The organism is Agromyces cucurbitae (assembly GCF_058349945.1).
Genome location: NZ_JBYRES010000002.1, coordinates 476,164 through 494,377, shown reverse-complemented (window position 1 = coordinate 494,377; position 18,214 = coordinate 476,164). Strand labels below are relative to the sequence as shown.

Sequence of the window (18,214 nt, the reverse complement as noted above, 5' to 3'; positions counted from 1 at the left end):
GCGTAGTAGTCATCCGATGTTTAAGCAACGATGTGACGACCCGCGCGCCGAAATGCGCGGACTACTGACTCCGAATCAGCAATTCGATCAGATCTTTACCCCGCCCGCAGGTTGAGGAGCGAGCGACGAAGGAGCACGCGTCTCGAAACCCGGTGACCCGGTCTCGAGAACGGGTTGCGAGGTTTCGAGACGCGTCGGCGCTTCGCGTCGGCGCTCCTCAGCCAGCGGTGACCTCAGCCGGCGTTCGTGCGGCGCTGCGCCTTCGCGAGGTTGGCGACGAGCTCGTCGCGGGTCTGGGCGCCGGACTCGTAGGCCGGCTGGTCGCGCTCGACGCGCCAGCTGTCGTCGAGGGGGCCGACGTTCACGGTGTCGAATCCGAACTCATCGTAGAGCGAGGTGACGAAGGCTGCGGCATCCTCGTGGTCGCTCGCCGTGGCGAGCGCGCGGCGGGCCGGGTCGCCGGCCGGGCGCCCGTCGGTCGTGATGTCGGCGGCCGTGATGTGGTTGAAGCCCTTGGCGACGTGGCTCGTCGACAGGTGCTTCTGCAGCATGCCGGTGACGGTGTCGCGGCCCTCGTCGAGGGCGGGCACGTGGCCGTCGCGCTCCCAGTAGTAGTTGTCGGTGTCGATGACGATCTTGCCCGCGAGCGGCTGGACCGGAACCGAGGCGTACGCCTTGAACGGCACCGTGACGACGGCGATGTCGGCGGCGGCGGCTGCCTCGTCGGCGGTCGCGGCGCGGGCCGACGGGCCGAGCTCGGCGATGAGGCCCTCGAGCGTCTCTGGGCCGCGCGAGTTCGCGATCACCACCTCGTATCCGCTCTTGACGGCCGCGCGGGCGACCTGGCTGCCGATGTGTCCTGCACCGATGATTCCGAGAGTGGTCATGAGGAGTGCAACGCGACGTGTGGCGAGTTGTTCCCTCTTCCGCTGGTTGAGGAGCGAGCGACGAAGGAGCACGCGTCTCGAAACCTGGTGAGACGGTCTCGAGACTCGGTCACCGGGTTTCGAGACGCGTCGCCGCTTCGCGTCGGCGCTCCTCAACCAGCGAGCCCTACTCAACCGATGGCGGCGGTCGTAGGCTGACCGCATGGCTGCGGCTCTGGGGGATCCGGTTCGTCACGCGCTCGAGTCGGTGCTCGACGCCGTTCGAGATCGCACCGATGGCGCGGTGGCCGACTACATACCCGAGCTCGCGAAGGTCGAGCCCGAGCAGCTCGGCGCCGCGCTCGCGAGCACGCACGGCGTCGTGCACGAGGCGGGCGACGTCGAGGCGGAATTCACGATCCAGTCGGTGTCGAAGCCCTTCGTCTTCGCGCTCGCGGTCGACGCGCTCGGGCTCGAGCAGGTGCGCACGCACGTCGACCTCGAACCGAGCGGCGAACCGTTCAACGCGATCAGCCTCGACGAGGCATCCGGCCGCCCCCGCAACCCGATGATCAACGCGGGCGCGATCGTGATGACCTCGCTCATGCAGGGCGACACCGCCGACGAGAAGTTCGCCGTCGTGCGTGCGGGCATCGAGCGCTTCGCCGGCCGCGACCTGCAGGTGAACGAAGACGTGTACTCGTCGGAGGCCACGACCGGCGACCGCAACCGCGCGCTCGCGTACCTCACGCGCTCGGCCGGCACGCTCGGCTCTGCGGTCGACGTGGCGACGCTCGCGTACTTCCGCCAGTGCTCGATCAGCGTCAACGCGCGCGACCTCGCGATCATGGCCGCGACCTTCGCCACCGGCGGGGTGAATCCCGTGACGGGCGAACGCGTCATCAGCGAGGATGCCGCGCGCTGGACCACGGCGGTCATGACGAGCTGCGGCATGTACGACGAGTCGGGCGACTGGATGGTGCGCGTCGGCCTGCCCGCCAAGAGCGGCGTCGGCGGCGGCATCGCGGCGGTGCAGCCAGGACAGTTCGGCATCGGCACGTTCAGCCCCCGCCTCGACGCGCGCGGCAACAGCGTGCGCGGCGTCGCGACGCTCGAGCTGCTGTCGCAGCGGCACGGGCTGCACATGCTGCAGCACCACGGCACGCCGCTGTCGCCGATCGCGTCGCTGTCGCGCGACGGTGACGGCGGCGCCGGTTCCGCCGGCGACACCGTCGCGATGCTGCGCGGGGAGATCCTGTTCTCGGAGGCCGAGGAGATCCTGACCCGCCTCGCTCCCCTCGTCGGCGATCATGGATGCCTCGTGCTCGACTTCACCGCGGTGACGAGGGTCGCGGCGGGCTCGCGCAAGATCTTCGCCGCCCTGCCCGAGACGATGGGTCGGCTCGACGACGGTCGCCCCCGCGTCGAGGTGCGCGACCCCGACGGCGTGCTCGCCGAGCCGGTGGCCCACCCCGCTGGTTGAGGAGCACGCGTCTCGAAACCCGCACCACCCCGCTGGTTGAGGAGCGAGCGACGAAGGAGCACGCGTCTCGAAACCCTGGTGACCCGGTCTCTGAAAGCGGCTCACGGGGTTTCGAGACGCGTCGCCGCTCCGCGTCGGCGCTCCTCAACCAGCGGATGGGCAGCATGACGGGTGTCGAGGGCGCCGAGCCGGTGGCGGAGGGTGAGCAGCAGCGCGGCGACGCGGTCGCGATGGTGCGGCTCGAGCGCATCGGCGGCCTCGAGGTCGGCGGCCCTCTGGGCGAGCGAACGGATGCGGCCGACGAGGTCGCGGCGCCAGACCTGGTACTGCTCGTCGGGGCGGGAGGCGAGCCGCTCGAAGCGGTCATCGATGAGTGCGAGGCGCAGCTCGAGCTCCTTGACCTCGGCCGAGAACCGGGTGAGGTCGGCACGTCGACGGGCGGTGGCGGCCTGGCGGGCGTCGGTGGCGGCGAGCTCCGCAGCAGTGGTGGTCGGGCGGGCCGGTGCCGACGTCGGCACCGTGCGCGAAGAGTCGAACCCCATGGTCGTCTCCCGAAGTGACTCCGGGCTCAGCCGAAGATCACGACGTTAGACGGGGCCTCTGACATTCGAGGGTTTCGAGATCGTCTCACCGGGTTTCGAGACGCGTCGCCGCTTCGCGTCGGCGCTCCTCAACCAGCGGACGGGCGTCGGCGCTACTCAACCGGCGAGGGTGGCGCGAGAATCGAAGCATGGCGATGGGGTGGTTCAAGCGGGGGTGGCTGACGTTCATCCAGCACACGCTCAACCGGCTCACGCTCTGGATGGCGCGGCGCGGCGTCGGTCCGTTCTCACTCATCCGGACCACGGGGCGAAAGAGCGGTCGAACGTTCGAGACGCCGCTCATCCTGGCCCGCGCGCCCGAGGGGTTCGTCGCCGAGCTCACCTACGGGCCCGAGGTGAACTGGTATCGCAACCTCGTCGCCGCGAGTCGGGCGACCGTGGTCTGGAAGGCACGCGAGTTCGAGGTCGTCGGCATCGAGCCGATCGAGACGACGGTGGGCCGGCGCGCGTTCGGCCCGCCGGCGTCGTGGTTGCTGAAGTTGCTGCGGCGCAAGGAGTTCAGGCTGCTGCGCGAGTCGAGGTCCGAGCCTGGTTCGAAGATCGGTGGCGGCGAGGCATCCGCGTCGCCCTGAGTCGCCGCCCCGCGGCATCCGGTTCGTGGTCGTGAACCGGATGCCGGGGTCAGTGCGCGGGGTGCAGGTGCAGGCGGTGGGCGAGGCGGTGCAGGCGCCCGGCGTGCGCTGCACGGTCGGCGCGCTCGACGACGCGGCGCTCGCCCGCGGTGCGGCGGCGCTCGTTCGCGGCGGCCGCGACGTCGGCGTCGTTGCGGTTGATGGTGGTGGCGATGAAGCCGGCTGCGAGGTCCATGGTTCCGATCCCTTTCGGATGCTTCGCGGCCGACGTTCCGGCCGCCTGAGATCAGATTCGTCGCTGAGGTACCGGGCCCGTATCGGTCGGGTGCCGTATCTTCGCCGGGGCCCCGGCGCAGCTGTGCGTCTGAGGTACCTCAGGTCTGCGTGAGGTACCTCAGATCGGGCCGAGAAGGGGCGCGACATCCCCTCGCCGCAGGGTCGGCAGGTGGGTAGCCTGAGAGGTGGAACCGGACCGGAAGGTGGTGAGTTCCATGGATGCGACGAAGCAGTGGAGCGTCACCGTCGACATCGACGAAGAAGAGAACACCACGATGGCCGAGGTCACGGCTCGCTCGCCCTCGGGGCGCGAGGTGACCGGCGTCGGCAAGGCCGACCGAAATCCGCTCGACCCGAACGTGCCCGCGATCGGCGACGAGCTCGCGGTCGCCCGCGCGCTGCGCGATCTCGCCGAGCGGCTGCTGCACACGACGGAGAAGGACATCTCGGGCGTGACCGGACAGCCGGCGCACGTGCATCGCTAGGGCATACGGCTCATCGTCGGCGCTGCCGTCGGCAGCAACCACTGGCCGCGCTCCCCCGCACGCGCTAGCCTCGCGGCCATGACCTGGATGCACGGCATCACCTCCGCCGGCGTGCCCTATTCGGCGCGCCCCGCAAGCCGCCCCGAGGCGCCGATCGTCGTCGGCTGGCACCTGCTCGACCCGCCATCGACGCCCGCCGCGATGGCCGCGGCGCTGCCGCTCGACGGCCTCGACGCGCACGTCGCCTACCTCGGCCTGCCGCTCAGCGGCGAGCGCGCGCCGTACGCCGACTTCGAGGAGTTCCTCACGAGCGGCATCGACATGGTCACCGAGTACTTCGGGCCGATGCACGAGCAGGCGCTGGCCGAGTTTCCCGACGCCCTCGCCGAACTGCGCAGCGTGCTCGGGGCGTCGGATGCCTCGCCCGTCGCCGTGCTCGGCGGGTCGGCGGGTGCGTCGGTGGCGGCCGAGGTGTTCGCGACCCACGCCGCCGCGTTGCCTGGCGCGGCCGAGGGAGTCACGGCGTGCGTGCTCATGAACCCGCTGCTGCGCCTGCGCCCGATGATCGACGCGATGGCCGAGTTCTTGCCGACGCCGTACGCGTGGACGCCTGACTCGGATGCCGTCGCCGCCCGCATGGACTTCGTCGCGCGAGCGAGCGAGCTCGCCGCCGCCGGCGGTTCGCTGCTCATCATCGAGGGCGCCGACGACGAGCCGCCCTTCATCGACACCACGCGCGAGTTCGAACGCCTCGGCATCGGCGAGGTGCGCTACGTCGACGGCGTCGCCCACGCCCTCGCCGCCTGGCCCGAGGATGCCGCGGCCGAACGCACCGAGGGCGCGAAGAGCTTCGACGCGATCGCGGCACGCTGGCTCGCCAAGGTGTTCGCGCGGTAGCGCCCTTCCGGTTCCCGCCTCGGCGGCGGGCGCGCCTCGCGGGGGTTCTCTCCGCGGAAGCGCTCTACAACTCTGCTTCACCACTGCCTTCGCGGAGCAACCCATACCCGGAGCGCCCCACGCGCGACTCGCGGGTCACCGATGTCAGTCGCCGGGCGCGACGACCTCAGCGAGACGCTCGGGCAGGGGCGGCACGCGGCGCGACCCTCAGATCCACCCCTGCTGCCACGCCTTCTCGGCGGCCTCGTGGCGCGAGCCGGCGTCGAGCTTCGTCATCGCCGACGAGAGGTAGTTGCGCACGGTGCCCTGCGCGAGGTGCAGGCGGTCGGCGATCTGCTGCACGCTCATCGTCGACCGGCTGAAGCGCAGCGCGTCGAGCTCGCGGTCGGTGAGCGGGCAGCGTTCGGCGGTGAGGGCGGCGGCGGCGATCTCGGGGTCGATGTAGCGCCGGCCGGCGGCGACGTCGCGGATGACGTGCGCGAGCTCCTCGGCCGGGGTCGACTTCGGCACGAAGCCCGACACCTTCGTCGCGAGCGCCCGCCGCAGCACTCCCGGGCGGGCATGCCGGGTGACGATGACGACCCGCGTCGACACCGTCGCGAGGATGCGCGCGGCCGCCTCGATGCCGTCGGCCTCAGGCATCTCGAGATCGAGCAGGCACACGTCGGGCCGCTCCGCGATCGCCTGCTCGACGGCGGCTGCACCGTTGTCGGCGGTCGCGACGACCTCGATGTCGGGCTCGAGGTTCAGCAGGGCGACGAGCGCACCGCGAATGAGGTGCTCATCGTCGGCGATCATGAGGCGGATGCCTCGGGCCGAGGCATCCTCGACCATGCTCGCCGCACGACCGGGCCCGGGAACCGCGCCGCTCACACCGCCACCCCCGCTCGCACGGGAACCGTGGCGATGAGCTCGAACGTGCCGGCCGAGGCATCCTCGTGGTGTTCGAGGCTGCCGCCGACGGCGGCGAGCCGCTTGCGCAGACCCGCGAGCCCCGACCCGGGCGCGCGCGACCCGGTGCCCTCTCGCTCCCTGAGCCAGTCGAAGGGGGCCGGCGCCGAGGCATCCACGTTCGAAATGCCGTCGTTGACGATGCGCAGCTCGCAGCGCCCGCCCTCGGTTGTGAGCGCGATCGTGACCGTCACGGCCTCGCTGTGACGCAGGATGTTCGTCGTCGCCTCGCGCACGACCGAGGCGAGCGCGCTCTGCGCGGCGGCATCCGCGGGCAGTGGGCCGAGCCGCAGCTCGCACGCGGCGCCCGACGCGGTGAGCACCTCGCGGGCGTTCTCAAGCTCGTCGTCGAAGGCGACCTGGCGGTAGCCGGCGACGAGCGAGCGGGTCTCTTCGAGGGCCTCCTTCGCGATCATGCGGGTCTCGTGCACGAGCTCGCGCGCGGCCGCCGGGTCGCGCTCGAGCAGGCGCTCGGCGAGCTCCGACTTCAACGAGATGACCTGCAGGTGATGCCCCTGGATGTCGTGCAGGTCGCTGGCGAAGCGCAGCCGCTCCTGCGTGACGGCCAGCTCGGCGGCCGTGCGCCGGTTGCGGTCGAGCTGCACGACGACCTCCCACCACCAGAGGCTCGTAAGCAGCATGATCGGGAGGATGACGGCGAAGAGGCCGATCATGAAGGTGTTCGAGCCCTGCGGGCCCTCTGCTGCCGGCGAACCGTGCAGTGCGGTGAAGATCGCGACGTGCGCGGCCGTGAGGATGGCGCCAATGAGGAGGGTGAGTCGCCGCTGCGGCTTCGGCAACAGGGCGGCGATCAGGGATGCCGCGGCCCACAGCGGCACGGCGGCGACGAGTGCGTCGCCCGGGGCGGCGAGGCCGACGATCCAGACGAGTGCGGCGGGCGCGACGAGCGCCACCGTCCACCCCGGGTGGGGCAGCCCGCCCCCACGTCCGACCGGCAAGAACCAGCAGTACCGGAGTTGGGTGGCCGTGGCGATGATGTGGAGGACGAGCACCGCGATCGTGAGCATCTCGCTGGTTGAGTAGGGCGCGCCAGCACCCGTATCGAAACCCCCACGAGTGGCATTCATGACCGCCTCGAGCATGCTCAGCCCCACGATCAAATCGAAGAACCCGAAGAAGAACACGATCGACGCGAGCGTGTACAACCACGTCGTGTGCACGCTGCGAGCAGCAGGTTCGGCAGGCATGCGCCCGAGCCTATGCCAGTGACATTTGTCACGCCGGGCGCGTGCGCTTTCGCACGGGAACGAGTGACGCGGCGGCACTGCCGCCGATCGGGCCGTTCTCGGAGGCTTGATGCAGTTCCGCTCCCTGAGCCTGTCGAAGGGAGCCCGCCGCATCTTCACTTCCGCTATCGAAAGGCCCCATCATGCTCAACGCCCTCCAAGACTTCGCCTCCTCGCTCCCCGACTTTCTCCAGTGGCTCGGGGTGATGCTCATCTCGGCCGTTCCGTTCATCGACTCGTACTTCGGCTCGGTCGTCGGCGTGCTCATCGGGCTGCCGCCCGCGCTCGCGATCGGCGTCGCCGTGATCGGCAACGTGTTGTCGATGCTCGGCTTCGTGTTCGCCGCGAGCGGGGTGCGATCGAAGGTGGCGGCGGGGAGGGCAGCTGCGGCTGGTGCTGGCTCGACCTCGACTGCTGATGTGTCGGGGGCTGACGGCGTTTCGTCGCCCCGCCGCGAGAAGGTGCGCCGCGCATTCGACAAGTACGGCGTCGCCGGCGTGAGCCTGCTCGGCCCGTTCGTGCTGCCCAGCCAGTTCACCTCGGCGGCGATGGTCTCGTTCGGCGCCAACCGCAACGCCGTGATCGCGTGGCAGATCGTCTCGATCGTGATCTGGGGCGTGGTGGCCGGGGTAGCGGTCTCGCTCGGGGTGGCGTTGGCACGGTGAGCACCTGTCCCACAGATGGCTCTCTCAGCCCAGTGCTGATCAGAGCGACACCTGCACGCGTCGAAGACTACGAGATCGCCAGAACCCTCAGGCGAAGAAGTCCTCGTCGATCTCGACGACTTTGTACGTCTCTCGAACCTGAACGCCCACGCCGTAGCGAATCATGAGGCTTGTGAGCCGCTTGCCATCAATAAGGATGACGCGTGTCGGGATGGCCTGGGCATACGCGCGCGCCCCCTCCGAGAAGCGGCTCGTCGTGATGAAGACACCGCTGTCCGCCTTGCCGCTGAGCGCCCCGACGAATCCCTGCACGTCAGGTCGCTGAACAACGTTGTTGTCGGCATAGCGCTTCGCTTGGATGTAGACGCGACTGAGACCGAGCACATCCTGGTCGATCACGCCATCGATGCCGCCATCGTTGCTCAATCGAGTGACGCTTCCACTCCCGGTCGTTCCGCCGTACCCCATGGAAAGGAGCAATTGTACGACCGCTTGCTCGAAGAACCCAGGCTCTTTTCCTTGGAGCCGCCCGAGTAGCTCCGCTGCCACTTCCTCGTGGATGCGTTCGATACCGCTTTGAAGCTGCTCGATCGGCGTCATCGAATCGCCGTCGATCTCGACATCCGACCCGCCGACCTTCGCACGCTCGGCCTTCTGATACACGCGGATCGGCGAGTTCGGGTCCTCGCCAAGCGCCCGAATGTCGCGTTCACGGACACCGTTCGGGAACATCTGAATGAGCTGCCGGCCGGCCTCAGTAATCGTGTAATGGCCGCGCCGCGGTCGAGAAAGCGCGCCAACGTTGGTCAGGAATGAGACGCCCCAGCCGATGCGATTCTCATACTTGACCTGGCTCCCGGACGGGAGCATTTCCCGCTTCTGTGCTTCCGAGAGTTTGACCTCCTCCGCGACCAGCGGCTGGAACTCGCGCCAGTGGCGCACGGCCCCGTCGCTCAGCACTTTGAGCGTCGGGATCATGAACCCCTCCCAATTGGGTATCTGATCGGTCACTTCGTCTCTCTCTATCGATTCAAGGTGTTGGCGCAGCGGGGCCGAGAAGGCCAGCTTTCGACGGGTGTCAGCCTTCCCCGTAGATCACACCATCCGCATCGCTCATGTCGCTGACAACCGCATAAGTGAGGTCAACATAATGACGACGTTCTGCCACGGTCTTGAAGTGGAGCGCTCCGGCAATCGTCTTCGGCTCCTGGAATCCACCCAGGAGTGCTGTGTTGGTCGTGCCTTTTGTTTCGAAGATGATGTAGCGTCCGGCGTCAGTCGTTTCGACCATGACAGCCCAGTCCGGGTTGTACTTCCCAAACGGGGTCGGCACAGTGAAATGCGACGGCAGTTTGACGAACGTCTTCACATCCTCGCGCTTGAGAAGCTCAAGCGCGAATGCCTTTTCGACCTGGGTCGAGTCGGCGACAATGTGCGCGTACGGTGACTTCGACCCGAAGTCGACCGGGTAGCCATCGGTGTCGGTAATGATGTTGCCCGCTGCGCCGGTGTAGCCGTGCAGATCCTCCTGTTCGAGGAGCGTCAGTGGGTACCACCGCTCGCTCTCGGGGCGGTCTTCGGCGACGAGGTCGTACTGGAGTCCGTTGACCAAGAACAAGCTCTTTGTCTCGTTCAACAGACGAGTGACACGTTCGACGTACGCCTGCGGGTTGTCGCGGAACTGCGTGAGAGTTCCGGACTCCGTTAGGACGTGGGCGATGGTCGCTCGGGTGAGCTGGGTGCGGTCCGCGAGGACCGACAGGATGTCAGGCAGGTCCTCACTGTCGGCATAGATCACGTCCGCTCGACGAATCTTCTCGACCGAGGCCGCGAGACCACTTTGGTCGATGTTCTCCACGCGCGCGGTCTGCCACTCGCCCTTGCGCTTCTTCACCGGATCCATGGTCCGCAGCTTGTTGACGAGCTCGGTCCGTAACTCCGCCTCATCGACCTCGAGCCGGTACTCAGTTCGATGCCTGATCCGTTCCCACAGAGCCTGGAACTCGGGGCTCTCGAGTCGTTCCGTTACAACGGGCACCACGATGCGCTCGGAAGCCTTCTTGATGTCGATCGGCTTTGCGAGCCGCTTGATGAGGCTGAGGAGTGCAATCTGTGCTGGCTCGTTTGGCGCGACGCCGCCAACGAGAGCTTTGAGTGCGTCACTATCTTCCTGAACCGCCTCGCGCAGAGATTCTTGAACGCCACCAGCCTTGTCAATGTACCCAGCTGTCATCAGGCCAGTGAACAGCGCCAGGCCAGCCGCGTTGCCGATCGGCACGACCTTGCCGCCAGCCTCCGGATCCTTGAAGGTCAGGCGGGCGAAACCATCGACAGTCACCTTCCCGAAATCGATGCCGAGGTCCTCGGCAAGTTCGTGCTGAAGCTGTTCAGCGAATTCCTCGAAGGTCTCGTTAGCGATCACCGTGAGTCGGTTGACGTCAAATCCGCGCACACGGTTGCCGTGCCCGTCTACGGAGAGCCTGAGCCCACGCCCAATGCTCTGGCGTCGCCAGCGCTCCGAGCCCATGTTGCGTAGTACGCAAATCTGGAAGACGTTCGGGTTGTCCCAGCCTTCCTGGAGCGCGGAGTGACTGAAGATGAAGCGGATCGGAGTGCCGGGTGTGGTGAGCCCGACCTTGTCTTTCATGATCTGCTCGTACGCCAGCTCAGCTTGCTGGCGACCGGCGGCAGTGTTCTCGGCCGTGTCGACGAGGCGTTCCGAACCGCTCTTCTTGTTCCGGTCGACGGAGAAGTAGCCCTGGTGGGCGCTCTGCGCGTCCGCTTCCGCCGGCTGGTCCGCGAAGAGCGTCACAAACTCCGGTTCGCGGGCGACGCGGAGGTACTCCTGCTCAAAGGTGCGCGCATACTCGCCTGGCTGCGCGATACCGTCTGCGTCATACTCGCGGTATTTCGCGACTGAGTCGACGAAGAAGAGGCTGAGCACCTTGATCGGGAGCCCCCGCATGGCGAACTCGTTCTCCTTGCGGAGATGCTGACGGATCGTCTGGGCGATCATTTGGCGAGCGCGCTCGCCGACGCTGACCTCCGCCCCGATCGACTCGCCTGGGTGAAGCGGTTCCGCGACGGTGTCGAATCGGATCCGTTCTGGAGCAACACTGAGCTCAGTCACCGTCAGGTTCTTATAGAGGTCGCGGCCTGTGACGAACTGGAGATTGTCCCCGTCTCGAACAGACACCGGCTTGCGCACGATTTTGCCGCTCTGCTCAACATCGACCACGACACGAGCGCTGAACTTGCCTGCCGACCGCTTCACGCTCCTGAGTTGCACATAAGGGGTCGTGCCGCTCGATTCGGTTACGAGAGAGTCGACCTCGATTTGCTTAACGAGTTGCTTTTCGTAGGCGGCGATTGCATCGAGGCGGTAGACGAGGTTCCCCTTGTCATACTTCGGATGCGTCGCCGAGTAGCGCAGAACCGCAAGCGGGTTGAACTTGTCGATCGCGATACGGCCCGCCCCCGCCTTCTTTCTCGGGTTGCCGTCGTCGCCGTAGACGCTCTGCGGCTCGTCGACAATAAGTACCGGTCGCGTCGCGGAGATGAGGTCGATCGGCAGCTCGTCATCGAGGTCAGGCGAGGGCTTGTGGATCGTGTTCGAGGCCTTGTTGATCGCCGCGACCGTCACAATCATGATCTCGATGCCAGAGGACGTCGCGAACGATCGAACCCGCGATGGCTTTGTGCCGTCGTACCGGAAGTACTGCATCGGTGTCTTGTTGCCGTACAGCGTGCCGAAGTGGTCCCGGAGCATTCCGAGGGACGTCAGCACGCCCTCCATGATCGCGACAGAGGGCACGACCACGATGAACTTCGTGAAGCCGTAGAGGTTGTTCAGTTCGTAGATGGTGCGCAGGTAGACATACGTCTTGCCGGTACCTGTCTCCATCTCAATCGTGAAGTTCATCGATGAGAGCGACTTTTCAGGCGCGAACCCAGAAGCCTCCTGCACGGCGTGCAGATTTTCGAGGATCGAGTCCTCGTCGAGAATGAGCCGATTCGCGACGCCGGTGTCCGCGAGTCCCTGGAGGCCGGCGTGCAAAGAGGGATGCGCGTAAACGTCAAAAGCACCCGTCATAACGTCTTGACCCACGAACAGTCCAGTCACGGAGTCGATCGCGGCACGCTGATAGTCGAGGTCAGCCTCGAACGTGAACTTCATCGCGTCAGATGCTCCGGAATGTCGTGAAACCGGCCTGCTTGACCGCAGCGTCGAGGTTCAGCTTGGCCGAGGAGTCGACGAAGCCGGTATCGCGGACGACGATCGTGACGTCTGAGTCGACCGGGTTCTCATCGCGCCATGCGACGAGGGCCCGGGCAAGCTCGATTGACTGCTCCGTGGTGACGCCCTCGCCGAAGAAGGCATAGAGGGTTCCGCCACCAAGGCTGTACAGCGTGCTGCCCGCTACCTGACGAGTCTCGACTGCGGTGGTGAGCTCGATTCCTAGGCGGAGCATCATCTCGACAAGGAGATCGTCGGTGGTACGGCCGTCGATGAGGTTATCGACTGAATCGAGAAGGCTCAGTTCACCTGTCCCGTCCCAGGGCCGGATGTTAGATGGTGCGAGGCGGTACGACCGGAAGCCGAGGTCGATCCCAGCGGACTCAAGCGTAGGCTTCTCGACAACTTTCGCTGCCGCTCGACGCAGACGTTCCCGTGTAATGTCCGCGATTGTGTCGAAGCCGTCTTGCTCAATGCTTTCGTCAAGCTGCACAAGCATGTAGCGACGGTTTCCTCCGTCTGCCGCGTTGAGCTCCATGATCGCATGCCCGGTTGACCCCGAACCCGCGAAGAAATCGAGGATCAGGAGTTCGGAATTGGAACCGGACACCGCATCGATCCATTTCGCTAGGACGGTTTCGTCCTTCGGATAATCGAACGCGTCGCTATTCATGAGTCGGCGAAGACGAAGGCCCGCAGCAGCTCGGTCTTGCTCAAAGACAGGGCGAATCGGTTGTGCGTCCAGTTCGTCAAGGAATCGCTTGTATCGCGGACTAACTGTCTCGTCAGGGCCGAACAGAATTCGACCCTCAGAAATCTTCTGACTCATTGTCTCGCGCGAGTAGACCCATCCGTTCTCGTGCATTCTTACGGGCCTACCGGTCACTGGATGTGGAAGCTCGTACCTCAAATTCTCTCGCGGGTTGGGCGATCGCAGGTCGCCTCGCGCGAATGCACGCCCGGTCTCGTCGATTTCTCGATACCCACGAGAACCGCCCAGGCCCTTGGCAATATCCGTTGGCGCGCTCTTCCACCATTCCTTGAGGGCGGCAGTCGCGCGCTCCGAGTTGTGACCACTTCGTTCCCAAGCCATGCGAACGGCTGCAGCGACTTCGTCGCCTCCGTTCTTCTTTTCCGTCCAGCGCACGTTATCTTGGACGAGCCTGGCCTTGTTCTTCGTGTAGATGAGCATGTAGTCGATGCCCGCGGACGTGAATCTTGCGTCATTACGCCCCGACCCCTGCCATACGACGTTCGCTGCAAAGTTCTCAGCGCCGAATACGCGGTCGAGGAGCAGCTTCAGCCGTGCATGTTCAGTGTCATCGATTGCCACAATGATCACCCCGGTCTCTTTGAGGAGAGGGTGAGCGACAAGGAGACGCGGATACATCATGGACAGCCACTTTGCGTGCTTCGAAGACGCCAGTCGGCGTTCGTCGGCACGGTCAGATCCTTCTCCGGTCTGGGTGACACCGTCGTCATCGCGGAGACCAGCCGCCGCCTCGTGTTCCGCTACACTCGACATCCGCTTGTCGTCGTAGACGAAGTCATTTCCGGTGTTGTACGGCGGATCGATGTAGATGACGTCGACCTTATTCGTGTACCCACGGCGCAGGAGGCGGAGCACCTCAAGGTTGTCGCCTTCGATGACGATATTCTGCGTCGTGTCCCACTCGACAGACTCATCCGGGCGCGGGAGCAGTGTTCCGGTTGCCGGAAGGGTCGAAAGCTGGCGAGCCTCAGCCATGCCCACCCAACGCAGCCCAGAGGTCTCCGTCCCGGCGGGCGCGACCTCATCACCAAGGAGCGCGAGCAGCGCGTCTCGATCGATTCGGCCATCCGTCACCGCATCAGGAAAGAGTTCCGCGAGCAGAGCGGCGTTGCTCGACGCCTCGCCGGGCCCGGTCAGGCCATCGACCGGCAGGTACTCGATGTTGTCGGTGGTTTCGGGATTCGTCACGGTGCAACCTTAGGGTCGTTAGTGGTGGTTCGAGGCTCGGCAAAAAGCGACGCACGGACCTGGCTGATGTTGGTTCGGAGCGCGCGTGCGCGGTCGTTGATTTCGATCCGCCGCTGCATCGACTTCTCACGCGCGGCTTCGCGAGTTGTGGCTGACAGCTCGCTCTCAAGTGCTGTCAGACGATGGCGAAGCTCGATCGCCTCAACAACGGTGAGGGCGGCCGAGGCTGGGTTGCCATCGGCGGCAGCCGTGCGCACGAGGTCACGATGCAACGCATCGAGGTCCGAACGTTCGAGGTTCGCCAGGTGGAGCGATCCGGGCTTCATCGAAGAAACGGGAGCAATGATGTGCGCCTCGATCACCGACATCTCTTCATCCGTTCGACTGAGGCGAGTGAGCGCCAACGAGAGTGACGCTTCACCGTTGGGTGAGCGAAGGCCAACCACCGAAGGCCGTGGCATCGAGCGGTGGAGGAGCTCCGCGACTCTCGATCGCTCTGCTGGCTTCACGCCGTCGATGAGCGCGACATCCAGGATCGGGATCATGTCGACGCGGTGATCTGAATCGCTGAATGCGGCTGCCCCGACGGTCGCCGGGCTAAGAATGCCGACGATCGAGGCCGACGAGATCGCACGGGTGAGTAACCGCGCATCAGCGGGGGATGAGCCGTCCCATTGCGCTGCGATGTCCTTCTTCGTGAGCCGATGCGACTCGCGCGCTCGTTCCGGCAGGCCGAGCACGTCGGCTAACTCGATGCGGCCCGCGGTCACGAGATGATCGCCACCCAGGCAACGACGTCGATTGCTTCGAGCGCCGGCACCGACGCATCGGTACCGAGCAGCGAGGGTGCCGACGAGAAGACCGACGCAGCGAGCTTCTGCTCCGCATGGCCGGATGCCGCGCGAACGGCTGCCTCGAGCAATCGCTGATAGTGCTTCATGTTCCGGCCGTTCCTCGTGAACTTTTCAAAATCGGCCAGTGCAGACCCGTCAGGCTCTACGCGGTCGAGACTGTGCCGACGCAAAACGTCCAGCGCCAGCTTGGGTTCTTCGATCGGGTGGACAAGCGTGCCGTCATCGGAGACGTAGGCAAGCACAAATGGCCCTAGCGGGTACGCATCCGAAAGTGCGAACGCGTCATCTCGAACGTGCAGGAGGAAGACAGCACCCGGGGCCAGTCCCTCAGCAGCAAGTCCGGTGTCAAAACGCGTGACCCCGAACAATGCGAGCGGCCAGCGGTTGATACGACGCAACTCGCCGCGGGGACGAGAAGCCGCATCCATACGGAAGTCGGAGAGCGTCAGGTCGGTGATCGAGAGGCCGCCGGCGAGATCCTCCATCGTCGGCGCAGCCTTCTGCAGCTGCTCGAGCTGACGGCGACGGTAGTCGAGGTCGTTCATCTCGGATGAGTCGAGGACATTCTCTTCACCGGTGGCAGAGACATCCAAAAGCTTCATGCGGCTCGAAACACGACCCTCGAGGTTGATGTAGGCCTCCAGGTCGTTCGTCGGCCAGAAGTTGACGAGCTGCACACTCGCGTTCGTCGTGCCGAGACGATCAACACGGCCGAATCGCTGCACGATACGAACGGGGTTCCAGTGGATGTCGTAGTTCACGACCGTGTCGCAATCCTGAAGGTTCTGGCCCTCGGAGATGGTGTCGGTTGCAATTACGATGTCGATCGTCGTCCCGGCGACATCGCCACCCTTGGATCGGGGCGAGAATGCGGTCAGCACGCTGTGCATGTCCCGGTGCTTCAGGTCTGCAGTGGTCCGCGTCGTCTGGCCGGTGATCAGGGCGACACTCAAACCGAGCTGGTTCCGGGCCCACTCGGCGAGGTGTTCATAGAGGTACTCGGCGGTATCACTGAACGCCGTGAAGACCAGTGCCTTCTTGTTCCCAGCGTTGGTGGGGTTCTCGGTCTTCGCCTGGAGGAACCGCTTGAGCTCTTCAAGTTTCGCGTCGCGAGCTGCATCCACTGCCGTGACTTCGGCCAACAGGCCGGCGATCGTGGCGCGATCGGACTCCAGATCCTGCCGCCATCCGCTGCGGTTCATGTCCTGCAAGTACACCTTGACGTTGCCGCCAACGGCATCTTCGAGCTCGGCGTCGTCGATCCCAAGATTCAAGGCTGACTCGTCGTCCGTGATTGACGCGCCCACCGCGCCGTCGAGCTCGAACGCGTCGAGCCGGGCGATCGAGTCGTCGATCGTCGCGAGCAGTTTCGAAAGCGTCAGCCCGAGCGATCGGACCGACGACTCGAGGCGCTTGAGGAGTCCGACGCGGAGCAGGTGAACCACATTATTCTCACGATCGGTCTGCACCCACTTGCGCCTACCGCCGGTGCGTAGCGACTTGTCGTAGAGCGCCGCGTACTTCTCCTCGTGGATCTTGTGCACATAGCTTGTCGGCTTGTAGGCCGCGAGGGTCAGCCGCAGGATCGCCCGGTTGATTTGCTCGAGCGGAAGCATCTCACCCTTGAGGTCAATACCGGGGGTGAGGTTGATCGGCTGCAGCCGCTCGGGGAACTTACCGGTGTCTTCAACGCCGTAGTACTTCTCGATGTGCTTGCGCGATCGCGCGATTGTCACGAGATCGAGCAGTCGGATGTAGTCCATTCCGAGTGTCCCAACCAGCGACTTCGCGGTGCGCTGCGGCTCCGGTGCCTTCTGCCAGGCGTTGAAGCGAGTCTGCGCCTGCCGGAGGGTCTGGGCGATGTCCTTAATGCCCTCCTGTGCGAGCGCCCTATCGTCACCCTCGGTCGCGAACAGCACCTGATTACGGAGGTCCGCGAGGCGGGTGTTCACCGGAGTCGCCGAGAGCATCAGCACCTTTGTACGGACACCGGCCTTAATGACGGCGTTCATGAGTTGCTCGTAGCGGGTGGTGCGGCTGGCGACTTGCGGATTGTTCCGGAAGTTATGCGACTCGTCGATTACGACGAGGTCGTAGTTGCCCCACTCGATGTGTGACAGGTCGATATCGCCGCTCTTGCCATGCGTGCGCGAGAGGTCGGTGTGGTTCAGTACATCGAAGTTAAGCCGGTCTGCGAGCAGCGGGTTGCGGGAGTCATTCGCGCGGTAGAGCGCCCAGTTTTCGCGGAGTCGCTTCGGCGCCAAGACGAGCACCCGATCATTGCGGAGTTCGTAGTACTTGATGACGGCGAGTGCTTCGAAGGTCTTTCCGAGGCCGACGCTGTCGGCGATGATGCAGCCGTTGTGGCGCTCGAGTTTCTCGATCGCACCGAGAACGCCGTCTTTCTGGAATTTGTAGAGCTTCTTCCAGACGGTCGTGTCGTAGAAGCCGGTTCGGCCGCGCGCCTCAGTCTCATCGCCGGATTCTTCGACGAAGTCTTTGAAGAGTGAGGTGAGGATGCGGAGATACACGCTTTCCGGCGAACGGTCCTCATAGAGAGCCCGAGCTGCGTCGAGCAACTCCTCCTTGGCCGGCGCGGTCGCTGACGGGTGGTGCCACGCACGTTCGAAGTGCTCGGCGACGTTCCTGACCTGGGCTGCGTCCGTGAACTCGAGCGGCAGGTGGAGATTCGGCGACGCGACGAGGCCGAGGCTCTCGGCTTCGAGGCCCGCGCCCTGTACGGCATACGGGAAGACGCCCTGTACGGCCACCGAAGTATCACGAGTGCGGCGGGTGAGCGCGCGGACTTGCATCCGTGCTTCCGCCCATTGGACGAACTCTTTGGCGATACGGTGCTGGTCTAGGCGCGAACGGAGGAGGTTCTCCTCGTTGAGACCGTTCAGCGGGTGCTCGCTGAGGCTTCCCTCCCAGAGCAGCAGGCGGAGGTCGATAGAGGCGAGTTCAACCTTGAGTGCCTCGTGGACAAAGATCGAGAACGACTCCGAGAGTGAGTCGAGGGCAGTTGCACTCGTAAGGTGTTTTCGCAGGTTACCGAGCGGGCGGTCGTCATCGATCGTCACGTGTTGCCCTTCGTCCTGCTGCGCGCGCAAACGCCCACT

The 18,214-nt window shown here is 65.3% G+C and carries 15 protein-coding genes; 5 read left to right on the top strand and 10 right to left on the bottom strand.

Going from position 1 to position 18,214, the window contains the following annotated elements; all coding sequences use genetic code 11:
* Positions 1–233 precede the first annotated feature (233 nt).
* Complete coding sequence (locus AC3RJ6_RS09130; protein ID WP_491426713.1) at positions 234–959, bottom strand: NADPH-dependent F420 reductase; 726 nt, start codon at positions 957–959, stop codon at positions 234–236.
* Positions 960–1,089: 130 nt separating this feature from the next.
* Between AC3RJ6_RS09130 and glsA the strand changes: the two genes are divergently transcribed.
* On the top strand, positions 1,090–2,349 hold the full coding sequence (glsA, locus tag AC3RJ6_RS09125) for a glutaminase A (RefSeq protein WP_491426711.1): 1,260 nt from the start codon (positions 1,090–1,092) through the stop codon (positions 2,347–2,349).
* A 101-nt stretch (positions 2,350–2,450) separates the two neighbouring features.
* On the opposite strand, the gene AC3RJ6_RS09120 is transcribed toward glsA, so the two are convergent.
* Complete coding sequence (locus AC3RJ6_RS09120; protein ID WP_491426710.1) at positions 2,451–2,891, bottom strand: hypothetical protein; 441 nt, start codon at positions 2,889–2,891, stop codon at positions 2,451–2,453.
* Positions 2,892–3,079: 188 nt separating this feature from the next.
* Here AC3RJ6_RS09120 and AC3RJ6_RS09115 point away from each other — a divergent pair, with 188 nt between their 5' ends.
* Complete coding sequence (locus tag AC3RJ6_RS09115) at positions 3,080–3,523, top strand: nitroreductase/quinone reductase family protein (RefSeq protein ID WP_491426709.1); 444 nt, start codon at positions 3,080–3,082, stop codon at positions 3,521–3,523.
* 49 nt (positions 3,524–3,572) lie between these two features.
* On the opposite strand, the gene AC3RJ6_RS09110 is transcribed toward AC3RJ6_RS09115, so the two are convergent.
* On the bottom strand, positions 3,573–3,758 hold the full coding sequence (locus AC3RJ6_RS09110) for a hypothetical protein (RefSeq protein ID WP_491426708.1): 186 nt from the start codon (positions 3,756–3,758) through the stop codon (positions 3,573–3,575).
* Positions 3,759–4,014: 256 nt separating this feature from the next.
* Between AC3RJ6_RS09110 and AC3RJ6_RS09105 the strand changes: the two genes are divergently transcribed.
* Both AC3RJ6_RS09105 and AC3RJ6_RS09100 read left to right on the top strand, forming a co-directional pair.
* The gene (locus AC3RJ6_RS09105; protein ID WP_491426707.1) at positions 4,015–4,284 is read left to right on the top strand and encodes a DUF1876 domain-containing protein; all 270 of its coding nucleotides are present in this window, start codon (positions 4,015–4,017) and stop codon (positions 4,282–4,284) included.
* Positions 4,285–4,362: 78 nt separating this feature from the next.
* Complete coding sequence (locus tag AC3RJ6_RS09100; RefSeq protein WP_491426706.1) at positions 4,363–5,181, top strand: alpha/beta fold hydrolase; 819 nt, start codon at positions 4,363–4,365, stop codon at positions 5,179–5,181.
* 207 nt (positions 5,182–5,388) lie between these two features.
* Here the strand turns inward: AC3RJ6_RS09100 and AC3RJ6_RS09095 are convergent, their stop codons facing one another.
* The gene (locus AC3RJ6_RS09095) at positions 5,389–6,015 is read right to left on the bottom strand and encodes a response regulator transcription factor (RefSeq protein WP_491427156.1); all 627 of its coding nucleotides are present in this window, start codon (positions 6,013–6,015) and stop codon (positions 5,389–5,391) included.
* A 35-nt stretch (positions 6,016–6,050) separates the two neighbouring features.
* Positions 6,051–7,340 carry a sensor histidine kinase gene (locus tag AC3RJ6_RS09090; protein ID WP_491426705.1) on the bottom strand — a complete coding sequence of 430 codons (1,290 nt, stop codon included), beginning with the start codon at positions 7,338–7,340 and terminating at the stop codon, positions 6,051–6,053.
* Between the two features lie 182 nt (positions 7,341–7,522).
* On the opposite strand from AC3RJ6_RS09090, the gene AC3RJ6_RS09085 reads away from it, so the two are divergent.
* The gene (locus AC3RJ6_RS09085; RefSeq protein WP_491426704.1) at positions 7,523–8,044 is read left to right on the top strand and encodes a hypothetical protein; all 522 of its coding nucleotides are present in this window, start codon (positions 7,523–7,525) and stop codon (positions 8,042–8,044) included.
* A gap of 87 nt (positions 8,045–8,131) precedes the next feature.
* On the opposite strand, the gene AC3RJ6_RS09080 is transcribed toward AC3RJ6_RS09085, so the two are convergent.
* From AC3RJ6_RS09080 to AC3RJ6_RS09060, 5 genes are all read right to left on the bottom strand, one after another.
* Complete coding sequence (locus AC3RJ6_RS09080; protein ID WP_491426703.1) at positions 8,132–9,022, bottom strand: restriction endonuclease; 891 nt, start codon at positions 9,020–9,022, stop codon at positions 8,132–8,134.
* 100 nt (positions 9,023–9,122) lie between these two features.
* Positions 9,123–12,221 (bottom strand): restriction endonuclease, encoded by a 3,099-nt coding sequence (locus tag AC3RJ6_RS09075; RefSeq protein WP_491426702.1) that lies wholly within the window; start codon positions 12,219–12,221, stop codon positions 9,123–9,125.
* 4 nt (positions 12,222–12,225) lie between these two features.
* Positions 12,226–14,241 (bottom strand): site-specific DNA-methyltransferase, encoded by a 2,016-nt coding sequence (locus AC3RJ6_RS09070; RefSeq protein ID WP_491426701.1) that lies wholly within the window; start codon positions 14,239–14,241, stop codon positions 12,226–12,228.
* A complete protein-coding gene (locus AC3RJ6_RS09065) occupies positions 14,238–15,011 on the bottom strand; it encodes a DUF4391 domain-containing protein (protein WP_491426700.1) in 774 nt (257 codons plus the stop codon). Before AC3RJ6_RS09065 ends, AC3RJ6_RS09070 begins: the two co-directional genes overlap by 4 nt.
* Positions 15,008–18,175 (bottom strand): helicase-related protein, encoded by a 3,168-nt coding sequence (locus tag AC3RJ6_RS09060; RefSeq protein WP_491426698.1) that lies wholly within the window; start codon positions 18,173–18,175, stop codon positions 15,008–15,010. The genes AC3RJ6_RS09065 and AC3RJ6_RS09060 overlap by 4 nt, the downstream gene beginning before the upstream one ends.
* Between the last annotated feature and the right edge of the window lie 39 nt (positions 18,176–18,214).